12 protein-coding genes and 4 tRNA genes are annotated in these 14970 nt (G+C 49.7%); 1 reads left to right on the forward strand and 15 read right to left on the reverse strand.

Annotated elements, in window-relative coordinates:
* Positions 1–111 precede the first annotated feature (111 nt).
* The gene (locus tag H583_RS0102325; protein WP_028559060.1) at positions 112–1311 is read left to right on the forward strand and encodes a tyrosine-type recombinase/integrase; all 1200 of its coding nucleotides are present in this window, start codon (positions 112–114) and stop codon (positions 1309–1311) included.
* Between the two features lie 93 nt (positions 1312–1404).
* On the opposite strand, the gene H583_RS0102330 is transcribed toward H583_RS0102325, so the two are convergent.
* The 15 genes from H583_RS0102330 to H583_RS0102400 all read right to left on the reverse strand — a co-directional run bounded on the left by H583_RS0102330 (position 1405) and on the right by H583_RS0102400 (position 14302).
* Positions 1405–1478: transfer RNA gene (locus H583_RS0102330), tRNA-Gly, on the reverse strand.
* A gap of 7 nt (positions 1479–1485) precedes the next feature.
* Positions 1486–1562 (reverse strand) — tRNA-Pro (locus tag H583_RS0102335).
* 33 nt (positions 1563–1595) lie between these two features.
* A tRNA-Arg gene (locus H583_RS0102340) sits at positions 1596–1672 on the reverse strand.
* Between the two features lie 3 nt (positions 1673–1675).
* A tRNA-Gly gene (locus H583_RS0102345) sits at positions 1676–1750 on the reverse strand.
* A 269-nt stretch (positions 1751–2019) separates the two neighbouring features.
* A complete protein-coding gene (locus H583_RS31655; protein ID WP_051235861.1) occupies positions 2020–2874 on the reverse strand; it encodes an ABC transporter ATP-binding protein in 855 nt (284 codons plus the stop codon).
* A gap of 234 nt (positions 2875–3108) precedes the next feature.
* Positions 3109–3852, reverse strand: coding sequence for an IclR family transcriptional regulator (locus tag H583_RS0102355; protein WP_028559061.1), 744 nt, complete (start codon positions 3850–3852; stop codon positions 3109–3111).
* A 51-nt stretch (positions 3853–3903) separates the two neighbouring features.
* The gene (locus H583_RS0102360) at positions 3904–4542 is read right to left on the reverse strand and encodes an ABC transporter permease (RefSeq protein WP_028559062.1); all 639 of its coding nucleotides are present in this window, start codon (positions 4540–4542) and stop codon (positions 3904–3906) included.
* 8 nt (positions 4543–4550) lie between these two features.
* Positions 4551–5519: an ABC transporter ATP-binding protein gene (locus H583_RS0102365; RefSeq protein WP_154665779.1), complete on the reverse strand. Its 969-nt coding sequence runs from the start codon at positions 5517–5519 to the stop codon at positions 4551–4553.
* Between the two features lie 75 nt (positions 5520–5594).
* Entirely contained in the window at positions 5595–6497 is a 903-nt protein-coding gene (locus H583_RS0102370; RefSeq protein ID WP_028559064.1) for an ABC transporter substrate-binding protein, read from the reverse strand.
* Positions 6498–6585: 88 nt separating this feature from the next.
* Complete coding sequence (locus tag H583_RS0102375; protein WP_028559065.1) at positions 6586–7227, reverse strand: ABC transporter permease; 642 nt, start codon at positions 7225–7227, stop codon at positions 6586–6588.
* 334 nt (positions 7228–7561) lie between these two features.
* Positions 7562–8812: a Zn-dependent hydrolase gene (locus H583_RS0102380; protein ID WP_051235863.1), complete on the reverse strand. Its 1251-nt coding sequence runs from the start codon at positions 8810–8812 to the stop codon at positions 7562–7564.
* Positions 8805–10070: a Zn-dependent hydrolase gene (locus H583_RS0102385; protein WP_036708098.1), complete on the reverse strand. Its 1266-nt coding sequence runs from the start codon at positions 10068–10070 to the stop codon at positions 8805–8807. The genes H583_RS0102380 and H583_RS0102385 overlap by 8 nt, the downstream gene beginning before the upstream one ends.
* A gap of 21 nt (positions 10071–10091) precedes the next feature.
* On the reverse strand, positions 10092–11456 hold the full coding sequence (locus tag H583_RS0102390; RefSeq protein WP_028559068.1) for a dihydroorotase: 1365 nt from the start codon (positions 11454–11456) through the stop codon (positions 10092–10094).
* Between the two features lie 17 nt (positions 11457–11473).
* Positions 11474–13126, reverse strand: coding sequence for a thiourocanate hydratase (locus H583_RS0102395; RefSeq protein WP_028559069.1), 1653 nt, complete (start codon positions 13124–13126; stop codon positions 11474–11476).
* A 348-nt stretch (positions 13127–13474) separates the two neighbouring features.
* Complete coding sequence (locus tag H583_RS0102400; protein ID WP_028559070.1) at positions 13475–14302, reverse strand: carbonic anhydrase; 828 nt, start codon at positions 14300–14302, stop codon at positions 13475–13477.
* Positions 14303–14970: the final 668 nt, after the last annotated feature.

Consider the following 14970-nt stretch of genomic DNA (forward strand, 5'->3'; position numbering starts at 1 on the left):
TCTTGCAGCCACCCAACAGAACACATATTCCCATTCAAGGAGGTGAGGCCGATGTAGTACCCATTGATTGATTCACAACTTAAACTCAATAATGATAGAAGGAGAAATACGATGGCATATTATGAACATCTTGGCGGAAACAAGTATAGAGTCGTTGCGCGGGACATAACTAAAGTGAATAAGCCGAAAAAAAGCAAATCAGTCGAGGCCCCTCCAGATATCGCCAAGTCAGTGCGTAAACTAGAGTCATGGTTGACATTGGAGGTGGCAGAATGGGCTAAAATTGTTGAATCCGGATCATTAGGAAAAGCTGAAAAAATTAGTTTCAGAAATTTTGTTCCAACATGGAGAACAGGATATGCTTTACAGCATATGGGCGATTACACCCGTCGGCAGAGCATGATATTCATCAAAACGTATTTGATGCCGGTCTTTGGAGATGTCCGCATGGATCAGATTACTACTTTACATTTGGTCACCTTTTTCGCAGAGATTAAGAGAAAAGATGGAAAGCCGATGGCAACCAATACCAAATTAAACATTTTCAAAGCAGCCAAGTCTGTATTTGATGCCGCTACAGGTTGGGGGGTTATCACGAAAAACCCCATTGATGGGGTGGATCGTCCCAGTGCGGGCAAGAAGGAAAAAAAGAAAATGCGTGACAAGAAAAAAAACTATTCCTGGGAAGAGACAGTTCAAGTGCTTATTGAAATGTTCGAACTTCCCACACGCTGGCGCCTGTATTTTAGCGGTGTGATGATGGGCGGTTTCCGGCGCGGTGAAATGCTGGCTGTGGAATGGTCTGATATCGATAACGATCGTGGGGCCATCTGGATTGAGGATCAGATTACATTCGACGAAGACGGTAAAAAAACAGAAGGTGAGGTGAAATCCGAAGCGTCTGAGGGTTGGGTGCCTATGCCCCGCTGGTACATGGATCAGCTCAAAGAATATGAACGGGAATGGAAGAAAGAAAAGCTTCAATGTAAGAGTTGGGAAGGTGGAGATAAGCGATTTATTTTCCATGGTGGCAAGGGGATCATGTACTTTCCGACCACCGCCACAAACACCTGGAGCAAGTTTCTTAAGCGGCATAACCTGCCTCATATCCCGCTGCACGGCTTACGCCATACCGCTGGCATGCTCTTGCGGGAAAGCGGTGCTGATCTTAAAACAATCCAGGAGCAGCTTAGACATAGTAAAATAGGTACCACCGCAGATATTTACACACACAAATCCGCCGCGATAAGTCGGGCCGCTATCGACCAACTGGAGGAGCTAAATCCAAAACAGCGAAAGTTTGCCCCATGATTTGCCCCATAAAGAAAAAATGTTCTGTCATATGTCGAAAAGTGGGTAAAGAAAAAACCCTTGCGCACCAAGGGTTTCAGAGATTTTTTGTTATGGAGCGGGTGATGGGAATCGAACCCACGCTATTAGCTTGGAAGGCTAAAGTTCTACCATTGAACTACACCCGCTTAAAAATGGTCGGGACGACACGATTTGAACATGCGACCCCCTGGTCCCAAACCAGGTGCTCTACCAAGCTGAGCTACGTCCCGTTATATGTTATGGCAATCTTCACTGATGTAAAATGGCGTGCCCTGAGAGATTCGAACTCCCGACCTTTTGATTCGTAGTCAAACGCTCTATCCAGCTGAGCTAAGGGCACTAATGGAGCGGAAGACGGGAATCGAACCCGCGACCCTCGCCTTGGCAAGGCGATGCTCTACCGCTGAGCCACTTCCGCACATTAATTACTCTCTCACTACCGCTGTTCATCGGCGGCGACAAGAAATAATATACCATGTATCCAAATCAATTGCAAGCTTTTTTTAAAACTTTTTTAAATTATTTTTTTGGTCCATATTTCATGATGAATTCAGCCCTTTTCCGAACCTCATATATACTTTGAAGCCCGTTATTCCTGAACTTCCTGCGTCGGATTTTACCTTATAACCAAAAAGGGATATCTCCGGCCATAAGCCGAAATATCCCTCAAAACACTGTAACGAAACGCTAAGCCCCGACAGAAGCCAATTCACGGGCCCCCTGTTCCTGCTCTTTTTGCTCCAGCTTCTCCTGATTCGAATGAATAAGCGCATATGGCAGACATAGCGGGACGCCTGAGCGCGGGTCTATGACAATATCCGCTTCAATATTGAACACTTCACGGAAAATTTCCGGTGTCATGACCTCCGTCGGTGCGCCTACCCCTGCTACCTTGCCGCTCTTAATTGCAATCATATGTTGTGCATAGCGGGACGCATGGTTCAAATCGTGCACGACCATGACAATGGTCCGGTTCTCCTCTTGGTTCAGCTTCTCCAGAAGTTGAAGCACTTCCAATTGATGCGCCATGTCGAGGAAAGTTGTCGGTTCATCCAGGAAAATAATGTCCGTCCCCTGAGTCAGGGTCATGGCAATCCAGGCACGCTGCCGCTGTCCACCGGACAGTTGATCTACAGGACGGTCAGCAAACATGCTCATACCGGTAGCTTCCAGTGCCCAGCTTACAATTTTGCGATCCTCCAGGCTCATGGAACCGAAGCCCTTCTGATAAGGAAAACGTCCGTAAGATACAAGTTCTGAAACGGTGAGACCGTCTGGTGCAGTCGGGTTTTGTGGAAGAATAGCCAGTTGCTTCGCTACTTCCTTAGTTGATTGCTTGTGAATGGATTTACCGTCCAGCAGCACACTTCCGCTCTTTGGTGACATAATTCTGGCAAGAGTTTTTAGAATGGTGGATTTACCGGAGCCGTTCGCACCGACAAGCGCTGTAATTTTGCCCTGAGGTATGGCAATATTCAAGTCTTCAACGATCATTCTTTTCTCATAAGCAATGTCCAGATTTGTTGTCGTCAAACGAATCATCCGTAACACACACTCCATTCTTTGATATCATTAAGCCGCTCACAACGGTCTTTCATGTTATGTTAATGATAATCGTTCTCATGCCTTCTTGTCAACTGATTCTCATTCTCTTTCGTAATTATCTATTCGCTATTCATACTCACTATGAAAAAATGCCAGCCTAAAAAAAGAAAAACCGCCTCCCCTGTGCGGAGAAACAGTTTTCCAAACTCTACAGCTGTCATCCCCGCTCTGTCAGGCTTGTCCGCCAAGCTTGCAGGAAATCTGTGAAGCCGCTTCCTTGACTTGTTGAATGATAACAGGGATAGCCTCTTCACTCAGCCTATGAACGGGACCTGCCACCGACAGGCTCGCTACAATGCGCTGCTGAGGGTCAAGAATGGGCGCTGCGATAGCAAAAGCATCCTCATCGACCTGTCCCAGCGTAAAGCAATAGCCTGCTTCACGAATCGCCGCCAGCTCCTTTTCCAGTTCGCACTTGCTGCCGTGGCTGTCCGAGAACAGCTTGCACATCTCCTCAATGACCTTCTCGCTCTCATAGGCAAGCAAGGTCTTGCCGGAAGCGCCCGAGTCCAGCGGCAGCACTCTGCCGTTCTCAATCGACATGCGAATGAGACGCTTGCTCGTCACATGCTCGATGCAGATTGCCTTCGAACCAGAACGGACGAACAGAACAGTCGTCTCTCCGGTCAAATCCGTCAGATCTTCCATAAGAGGTCTGGCAATCGTGAGCAAATCTTTCTCGATCTGCCGGGAGAGGCTCCGCGCCAAATCAAATATCCGCAGGCCAAGGCCGATCTGACCTCTTCCCTTGCGCTCTACGAAGCCGTTCTTGATTAATGTCTGAATAAAACGGTAGGCTGTGCTGTCCGGTATGCCTACCTTCTCCGCAATTTCGCTTACTGTAAGTGTAGTTCCTGATTCGGCGAGCACAAATAAAATATCAATTGCGCGGCCTAAAGTTTGTGTTCCGTTCATTTGAGCACCTCAGAGAAAAAGCGATACGTTCGTTCTTGCCCTGATATTATATCATATACGCCACTGCCCGCGTGCCTTTAGCAGCATTGTTTTCTCCAGCCGCAACAAGATCATGTTGACCGTAATGGCAAGCGCGGATACGAACAACGTTCCCCATACCATTTTGGGTACCGAATTTTGATACAGCCCTTCAAACAAAATAACACCCAGGCCGCCAGCATTGACCCACGCGGCAATCGTAGTAATCCCGATAATCGACACCGAAGCGATCCGCAGCCCCCCGATAATGACAGGCAAGGCCAGCGGCAGCTCTATCTTGCAGAATAGCTGCCAACCGCTGTAGCCCATCCCGCGCCCTGCCTCCACCACAGAGCTGTCAATCGATTGAAAGCCTGCAATGACATTGCGCACCAAAATTAATTGGCTGTACACAACCAGTGCAATCAGCGCGGGCTTCACGCCGAGTCCGACGAACGGAATCAGCAGGGCGAACATGCCGAGGCTCGGAATTGCATAGATAATGCCAAGCACGGACAATACAGGCACGGCAATCCGGCGGTTGCGGGACAACCAGTAACCAAGCGGCAAAGCAATCAGCGACGCGATCAGAAGCGCCAGGAACGTAATATAACAGTGTCTGAGCAGCGCCAGGAACAGAACGTCATAATAGCGTGTAAAATAATCCAGCATCTTAAGGCTCACCCGCCTTCGACGGAATATAAATTCGCCATTGTGATTTTGCCGAGCGGCTGCCCGTTCACAGACTCAATCACAACATAAGGTACGCCATGCTTCAATATAAGCTGCAGCGCATCCTTGAGGCTCGCACCGGCAGGCAGGCGGGGGTATTGGCCGGCATCAGCCGGGTCATGCCCATCAAGCGCGATCATGCTGTCCTCTGCCCGGATCAGATGGAGCCGCTGAAACAGATCATCCGCCTGGACAAGGCGGGAGACAAATTCATTGGCAGGCTGCTCGAGAATACGCAGCGGCGTATCATACTGCTGGATGGTACCTTCGTTCATTACAATCATCTTGTCACCAAGCTTGAGCGCCTCTTCCACATCATGTGTAACGAAAATTACTGTTTTGCCAAGCTGCTGCTGGATTTGCTTGAAATCATCCTGCAGCTTCCCTCTTGTAATCGCATCAATGGCGCCAAACGGCTCATCCATCAGCAGAACCTCCGGATCACCGGCCATCGCTCTGGCAATCCCGACTCTCTGCTGCTGGCCGCCCGACAGCTGATGCGGATACCGCTTGCTGAAGCTTTCCGGCAAATGAACAAGCTCCATCAGTTCCTTGACTCTGGACTTGATTTTTTCGCGGTCCCAGCCCAAAATTTCAGGTACCGTCGAGATATTTTGCTCAATCGTCATATGAGGAAAAAGTCCGATTTGCTGAATGACATAGCCAATACTGCGGCGCAGCTCGGTTAGCGGCTGCTGCCGGATATCCTTGCCGAAAATCGATATTGTGCCGGAGGACGGCTCGATAATCCGGTTCACCATCTTTAACAGCGTTGTTTTACCACAGCCTGAAGCCCCTAATATCGTCACAAAGGAGCCTTGGCCGATTTCCAGGCTTGTCTCATTAACAGACGGCTTGGAAGCTTTCGGGAATGTCTTGGAGACCCGGTCAAACACAATCGCTTGCTTGCTCATCATTATCCGCTCCCTGTATGGGAAAGGGACCTCCCCTTGCCTGGAGAAGCCCCGACGCAAAATGCGACCCCTATTTCTTTATTTCAATAAGCCCTGCTCCTGCAAAAATGCCTTGGCGACTTCCGCATATTCCTTCTTGTCAATATCAACCTGCGCGTTCAGCTTTTGCACGGTTTCATTATCCAGCCTTGCAGAAATTTCGTTCAGCACCTTGGCAATCTCAGGGTCCTTGTCGTTCAACTCGCTGCGGATTACCGGAGCCACAAAATAAGGGGGCCAGAAGCCTTTGTCATCTTCCAGCAGTACCAGATCCTTGTTCGTCAGATCTCCGTCCGTGGTGAAGCCAACCGTTACATCTGCCTGTCCATCCAGAATGACACGGTATTTAATGCCGTAATCGAACATTTTGATGCTCTTGAAATCCATTTTTCCATAGAACGCGTTCAAGCCCTTCAGGCCATCCTCACGCTCCTCAAACTCAGGCACAGCGGCCAGATTCAACTGCGGCGCTACCTTTGACAAATCAGAAATTTTGTACAAATTATACTGCTCGGCAACCTTCTTGGTCGTTACCAGGCCTTGCGAGTCATTGGCATTGGTCGGTTCCAGCCAGATCAGATTGAACTTTTCCTTATAGCCCTTGGATACCTCATCGTAAACTTCCTTGGCATCGGATTTAGGAGGAAGCTCCAGGACGTTGATCAAGCCTGTACCGGTATACTCAGGATAGAAGTCGATATCGCCTTTTTTGAGCGCTTCATGAGCAACGAGCGTGCCGCCGAGATTGAGCTTGCGATCGACCTTGTAGCCGTGATTTTCAAGCGCCAGCGCATACATTTCACCCAGAATTAACGATTCGGTAAAGTTTTTGGAGCCGACTTTGACCACTGGTTTGCCATTGCTTCCGCTTCCGGAGCATGCGCTAAGCACCAATGCTGCACCCAGAATTACACTTGCGATGGTCATTAATCTCTTTTTCATACGATATGGACTCCCCTCTGCTTTTGCATTCATTAGTGATGGTTACATTCCGTTCGGGCAGCCGGGTACGAGAGCAGCCATGCAAAGCTTAACGCGCATATCTTGTTGACACTCTCTCGATCAGGGCAAAGCCGATTTCCGACAGGATAGCCAGCAGCGCTACAGGAATAGCACCCACCAGAAGCAGCGAGAATTTATACATGCCAAGCCCGTTAATAATGAAGGTCCCAAGCCCGCCTCCTCCAATGAAAGCTGCTAATGTGGCGCTGGCAATAACTTCGACCGCCGCTGTCTTAACCCCTGACAGAAGCAGCGGAAGTGCGAGCGGCAGCTCCACCTTGCGCATAATTCTGCCCCCGCTCATTCCCATTCCTGATGCCGCTTCAATAATTGAAGGCTCTACACTGCGAAAGCCCATATACGTATTAATCAGGACAGGCGGACAAGCGAGCAGTGTCAGGGCGACCAGCGCAGGCGTGAAGCCTGTACCGATCAAAGGCAAAAGAATGACCAGCACCGCAAGACTCGGAATGACGCGCAGCGAGTTGAACAGTCCCATAATCGGACCGCTCAGCCATTGCTTTTTAGCACATACAATTCCCAGAGGCACGCAGATCACGACCGCGATCAACAGCGCGTACAGGCTGATGGATACATGCACCCGGACCGCTTCCCAGAATCTGTCGCTATTGGTTGCGGCATATTCGATAGCTTGTGATAGTACCTCCATCCGAATCCCTCCCTGTTAATTATCAAAAAATAATAATAAGTTACCATTATTATTAAATAACAATACCTATTATGTCAATCGGAATTCATATAACGACAACGATAAATACGGCTAGATATTTATAACTTTAAGTAGCAGCATCGTATTAAAACAGGAACATTCATTACAGCGTAAAATACGATTTCGTATGCTTGTATTACCGCTTAGGCTTCTTTTATTATTCAACTTTATATACACAGGCTATTCAAGTTATTCATCCTTAAACTTACCGTAGTTCTCTACATAAGGTGATGCAAATCTGGGATGTTCATCCCGTCTGAATAACATAAAGCCATCATTGGCCATTAGCTAACGCAACTAATGTATGCAGCAGCACTTCTGCTCCCGCAGCGCAATCCTCCGGGCTGCTCCATTCTGCCGGATGATGGCTGATGCCTTCCCTGGAGCGTATCAGAATAAGCCCAATTCCGGTCAGGGCATTTATGGCTACCGCATCGTGGCCTGCTCCACAAACCATGGACATTGCCCCGACATCTGCTATGCCGCTGGCCCCTTCAATGGCTTCCATCACCATTCCTGAAGCTGTCACCGGTTCATCACCGTCCGTCACTCTCACCGTTGCACTTACGCCTCTGCTATCCTTGTGGGAGAATGCCGCCTGCTCAATTTTCAAAGCCATCGCATCCAGTATGGATGCATCTTCATGGCGAAGATCAACGGAGAAAATGACTTCACCGGCAATGACATTGATGGCCCCCGGCACCATTCTTAGCGTACCTACTGTAGCTACCCCACCATGCTCCAGGGCAATCCGCTCAACTGCCATGATGGTCTCCGCGGCCGCGCTTAGCGCATCATGGCGAAGCGGCATTGGTGTCGTACCGGCATGATCAGCCTGCCCTTTCAAGCTGATCTCCAGCCACCGGTGGCCGAACAGCGCACTCGCGATCCCAACAGGGAGCTGATGGTGCTCCAGCACGCGTCCCTGCTCAATATGAAGCTCGACATATGCATGGATGTCTGATCCACTCCGTGCTGCGCTATGGACCTTTTCAGGCTGCAACCCCGCTGCCTTCATCGCTTCAGCAAGTGTTATGCCTTCCGCATCCGTTTCACTCAGCCATTCCGGCTTCCAATCTCCCGCCATCGCCCGGCTGCCAAGATAGCCAACCCCGAACCTGACGCCTTCTTCATCCGTAAAGCAGACCACTTCCAGCGTTCTTGCATGGCTCATCCCATGCTCCTTGATCGCACGAAGCGCCTCAATGCCGCCCAAAACCCCTAAAGCACCGTCAAACCGGCCGGCATGGATTACGGTATCGATATGCGAACCTGTCATGACGACAGCTTCCTGCGGCCGCTCACCATGCAGCCTGCCAATAATATTTCCAGCCGCGTCTTCCGATACATCCAGTCCGGCCTCCCGCATAAGCTGCTTAATATAGGCACGGCCTTGAAGTTCGCTGCTGCTTAGGGAGAGCCGGGTTACACCGCCGCTTGCATCCATTCCGATGCTTCCCAATTCCTCTATCGTTCTCCATAATCGCGCTTCATCGATTATAGGGTGATGATTACGATTACTCATCCCCGCTGCCCCCTGAATCACCGTCGAATGCCAGCATCGCCGCTGCTATAGCTGCAACGCCCGCCGTCGTGTCCCCGTAATCGGTCCATTCCTCCGGACAATGGCTTCTGCCATCCCGGCTCGGCACGAAAATCATGCCGATAGGCCCGATAACTGCCATCTGGTTCGCATCATGCCCCGCGCCGCTCGGCAGGCGGATGAATGGAGCCACTGAAGCGCAGCCCTTCTCTACAAGTGCCAGAACCTCCGGCTGGACCAGCACAGGATTGGACTTCGAAAGTTGTTCCTCCAGGAACACGAGCCCACGCTTGTCGGCAATCTCTCTTGCTTCCACAGAAAAAAACGCATAGATCGCATCCGACAGCTCTGTATCCAGGGAGCGGATCTCAAGCTCAAATATGACGCGCCCCGGCACGACATTCGAGGCATTCGGCTCATTAGCCAGCCTGCCGATCGTCCCTACCGCATCCCTGCCGTGAGCACTGCAATGACGCTCGAATGCCAGTCCAATTTCACAAAAGCCCGCCAATGCGTCCGCACGCAATCCCATCGGTGTCGTTCCTGCATGATTGGGAGCGCCCTCAATAATAATCCGGTGGCGATGAATGCCTACAATGCCTGTTACTGCGCCAAGCTTGTGGCCTGTCTGCTCCAATACAGGGCCTTGCTCAATGTGAAGCTCCAGGTACAGCGCGGCATCTCCCGGCTTGCGCGCTTCCGCGGCCATTTCGGAGGTTCTTCCTCCGATGCTGTCGAGGGCCTCACGGAGTACAAGCCCATTGGGGTCCTTTTGCTCCAGCATAGCTTCACTAAGGTTGCCTACCATCCCCCTGCTTCCAATCGTAGAGATTCCAAATTCGCTGGGCTCTTCCGCGGTGAAATCCACAATCTCCAGAGGATGTCTCAACCTATAGCCGCTTTCCTGAAGCAGCCGGGCAATTTCAAGCCCTGCTACAACGCCAATAATACCGTCAAAGCGACCGCCGCCTGTTACAGTATCCGTATGAGAGCCGATCACTATTGGCGGCAGTGTATCGTCCGTTCCGGGGAGACGTCCAATCAGATTGGAGGCGGCATCAATGCGGACTGCCAGTCCCGCTTCCGTCATTTGCTCTGTAAGCCAACGTCTGCTTTCCTCGTACCAACGGGTAAACGGCCGCCGTGTCCAGCCTGGCTTCGATTCATCTACAAACCCGGCCAATGCTTCGACCGCTGATTGGATGCGGCGTTCATCCGGCTTTAATTGTGCCTTGTCCATCGCGTTCCCTCCTGCGTTCATCTAAGCTTTATGGCGCGCCTTAACGAATGTGCCATGCCCTGCCTTGCCAGTGACGGTACCATGATCAAATACAACCTCACCCCGTACAAGTGTCTGGGTAAGCTTGCCCTGAAGCTCCATACCGTTATACGGACTCCAGCCTGCGCTGGAATGGAGTTTGTTCTCATCCAGTGTCCACGTCGGAGCAGGATCGATAATGGCCAAGTCCGCATCATACCCCTGAGCAATCCGGCCCTTGCGGTGTCCAAGACCAAATACCTCTGCCGGACGCTGGCTGACCAGGCGGACGAGATCAAGCAGGGAAAGTCTTCCCTTGGCAACGCCCTCACTGTATACAACCGGAAGCAGCTGCTCTACCCCCGGCGCCCCGGAAGCATTGTTGAAAATATCGCTGTCCTGCTTGCGCCCAATGAGCCATGGCGCATGATCAGAGGTAATCATGTCAATCCGGCCTGTTGCCGCCAGCTCCCATAGCCCTTCCACATCCTCAGGCGTCCGCAGTGGCGGGTTGATTTTTGCACGGGCGCCAAGACGCGGCATATCCTCCTCTGAAAGTGTCAGATAATGCGTACATGTCTCGGCTGTCACCTTGGCACCCATTTTCCGGAACATCTCCGCCAGCTCGAATATGCGCGGGTAGGTGCAGTGATATAAATGAAGCTTGGCTCCTGTCTCATAAGCCAGCTCCATAACCGTAAGCGCAGCAGCCGACTCGCTCACTTTAGGTCTGCTGTGTGCATGGGAACGCGGATCATGGCCTTTATCCTTGTATTTATCGATATAACGCCGGACGATTTCGTCATTTTCGGCATGAACACCAACGGGGCATCCCGTCTCGGCAATTACTGCGAACGAGTCCAGCAATTGCCCGTCATCAATACGCGGAAAGCGGAAGGAATCTGTATTGAACATGGATACCTTGAACCCGCAGGCGCCAGCTTCAGCAAGCTGGCGGATGGAGTCGTAGCCGTCCTGCTTGTGAATGGTTACCAGCATGGCGACATCCACAACACATTCGTTTTCCAGACGGCTGCGCTTTTCCTCGAAAGCATTCAGCGTACAAACCATGCCCGTCGCATCGTAAGGCATTTCAATTATTGTAGTTACCCCGCCTGCTGCCGCTGACCGGGTTGCCGTATGAAATCCCTCATCCAGCGAACTGTAGCAGTGGACGTGGGCATCTATCGCTCCCGGAAGCACATATTGTCCATCGGCCCGGATTATCTTTGCAGCCCCTTGCTCTTCCGCTTCCAGGTAGCCAATCTTGACGATTACTCCGTCTTTGACGCCAACAGCCGAATTATAAAGCACACCGTCAGGCAGCACGATATTCCCAAATACGATCAAATCCAATTGTCCGCTCATCCGCCTCTTGGCCTCCTTTAAGATTGGAACTGCTTGGTATCAATACGGCGAATGCCCTTTTGGCTCGCTTCATCCAGTGATTCATCATAGCCGGCATCCGCATATCGAAGCACGCCCAGTCCTGTGTCATTATCCAGCGTTGTTTTCAGTCTCAAGTCAGCATCTGCTGTTCCGTCAGCCACGAGCGTAACCCCGGCGCTTGTCATATAGCCGCTGTAACCTCCGCCGCCGGAATGAATGGCTACCAGATCGGCCATCGAGGAGCAGTTCAGCATCGCATTCAGCAATGGCCAGTCAGCGATCGCATCACTGCCGTCCTTCATGTTTTCAGTCATAATATTCGGATGAGCCATCGACCCTGCGTCCAGGTGATCGCGGGAGAAGGCAATTGGTCCGCTAAGCTCGCCGCTGCGCACCATTTCATTAACAGCCAGCGCCAGCTTTGTCCGGTCGCCGTGTCCGAACCAGCCAATCCGCGCAGGTAGCCCCTCTACCGGAACATACTTATTCGCCAGTCTGATCCAGTTCACGGCAATCTCGTTGTCGCTGAACTGCTCCAGAATCAGTCGGTCGATTTTACGGATATCTTCCACATCTCCGCTCAGCGCGACCCAGCGGAACGGTCCGATCGCCCGGGCAAACAGCGGACGCAGGAATCCTTCCGTAAATACAACAATATTAAAGGCATCCTTCACGCCGTATTTCACGGCCTGCGTGCGAATGTTATTTCCGTTGTCGAACACAACGGCTCCCTTCTTCTGGAAGGTGAGCATCGCTTCGACCTCCCGGGCAATGGATGCTCCGGAAGCCGCCTGCAGCTTCTCCGGATCGCTCTTGCGCAGCTCCGCTGCCTCTTCAGGTGAAAATCCGGACGGGATATAACCGTACAGCAGGTCATGCGCGGAAGTCTGATCCGTTACAATATCCGGCTGAATGCCAAGGCGAAGCAGCTCCGGATAAATATCCGCCGCATTGCCAAGCAGGCCGACAGACACGCTCTCCTTCTTCGCTGCCGCTTCTTGAATCCATTCAAGCGCTTCACTCAGACTGCTTGTCTTGCGTTGCAAATAGCCGACCTCAATCCGCTTGTCAATGCGCGCTTCCGATACTTCCACACATAAAATCGCCGCTCCGGCCATCGTTGCTGCCAGAGGTTGAGCGCCTCCCATTCCGCCAAGCCCTGCAGTCAGTATGAAGCGCCCGGCCAGATCGCCGCCAAAATGCATTCTGGCAATCGATTGGAAGATTTCATATGTGCCCTGGATAACGCCCTGGGAGCCGATATATTGCCAGGCTGCCGCAGTCAGGCCGCCCCATACAATCAGGCCTTGTTCCTGATATTTATAGAAATTATCACTTGTGGCCCATTGACCGATCATATTACAGTTCGCCATCACAACAATCGGAGCATATTTGTGCGTACGCATAATGCCGATTGGTTTGCCTGATTGAATGACAAGGGTCTCGTCCTCTTCAAGCGATTTCAACGTATTTACAATAGCATGATAGGAGTTCCAATCGCGAGCAGCCTTCGCAAGCGCTGCGTATACGGTCAATTCCTTCTGATTTTCGCCGTTTTCCAATACATTCTCCAGCATACGCAGCAGCGCTTCCTGTCTCCAACCCTTACAACGCAGTTCCGTACCTCTGGCAGCCGTAATCTTTTCCACGAAATCATCCTCCTAATTATCATTATTGAGTAATTTATTTCTATTATTTAATAAACTATGGTTGCCGTCAATAAATAATCGTTAAATATACGTCAGTATAAGTAACGTACTTGGAATAGTCAACTTCATAAGCAAAACGACTATGCCTTCTTAACTATATACAGCGTTGTTTCACAAAGAATTGAAGTGGTGTATGAAAATGAAATCTAAAACGGTTCAACTTAAGAATTAGTGGTTAGGGAAAAGTTACAATAATGAAAAGCCTTGGTTCGCGTGAATTACCGGGAACAAAGGCCTCTTCAATTAAAAGTGTGTTAGTTTCCTATAATGTAACTCAAATGTCTTATCTTAATGCCCGTCAGGGGTTGATACTTGTCGTTCATTCAGTGGCTGAACAGGTCTGTTATTGTGCGGAAATATGGAGGCGAATGCATCAATTTGTTGTTTGGACATTTCAATGGGTTGTTCCAAAACGAGCCATTTAACCTCTTCTGAACAAGTTGGAGTGGTTAAGGAACCACTGTATCTAAAAATTTTCTTATCTTGAGGTAACAGGTTAAACAGATCTACAGATTTTTCTAAATTAATATCCGCTTCTGTTTTCTCCGGAGGCAGCTTTGACCACATTTCAGCTAATTCTTTATTTTCATTACCAACTTTAATGAGGAAGCCGAGAACAGATAGGTTTCCTGCACTATTTTTATGAACGAGATGACCTTCCATTTCAAAATTTTTTCCGTTAATTTGATGCTCACTCGGCTTATGGAAGTGCATTTGTACAAGCTTATATTCATCATTGTCTACTATGATAGAATTACTGCCAGATGCATCATTGACTTGTATGGTATGTCCATTGTTCATAATCGTAAATGTAGTGGGCTTGTAGTTAATATTAATATTGTCTATGGTTTTGTCTAGTTTTACATCGGCCAGTTCAATGTCGATTGGCGACTGCTCTGTACCATTGGCGCACGCAGAAAATGCAGGGTCCAAACTTCCCCAATATTCCGGACCCGTATCCCCCTCATAAGACCAGTGCGGGTTTCCAACAGTCGTAGCGCTATGGTTTTCTGGAGCTTTTTCCGGTGCAGCCTCCATTTGTCGCGAAGCGCAACCGACCATCGAAAGGACAATACCGACAGCCAACAATCCATTAAAATATTTTATCGTTTTCATTAATTTCTCTCCATTTCCTATGTTTATAATATATGCTTTTCATAAAATGAATGTATAATCTAGGCACTTTCATTTGAAAAAACAAGCATTATTCATTGCTCTGGTGAAAATTCAATCAGTAAAATTTGATGACTGATCTACGTATCCCTAGTATGCTCACCCCTTATGAATTTTCAAATCGCCCCTGCACTATGGTGCAATCAAGTTGTTTATGAATTGTTTGCGGGTCACTTTCATTACAGATCTTCAAAACCGCTGCTTATAGCGCATCATGTCATCTTTGGCATCTTCTCGTGCCCGAACCAAGTCTCGCAACACTTCGTCTTCAAGCGTTGGCATATGTACCGCAGTTAACTCGCCGCCCGGAATAACTGGGCTAATCTTTACGCGTCTCATTTGTCTGTTTTTATCCGGTCTCCTGCACGTTTTGGCGGGGCAACTACCATCAGCAAGATAGAATAAAACAGACGTTTTTTAATAGTCCCCCTCCCCATCACTACCATGTAATAATAACATATCTTTAAATGGAAATTAATTGTTGATTATGCTGGTTTTGGCCTCTGAGCAGCCGCTTTTGCACCCTGAATTACCATCTCCGTCCAGCTGTCCACGTAAACCCGCTTCAAGCACTTCCCAAATGTGCTGAAATCGAGCTGTAAGATGTAGAC

Origin of the sequence: Paenibacillus pinihumi DSM 23905 = JCM 16419 (genome assembly GCF_000422505.1) — a bacterium.
GTDB lineage: Bacteria > Bacillota > Bacilli > Paenibacillales > Paenibacillaceae > Paenibacillus_D > Paenibacillus_D pinihumi.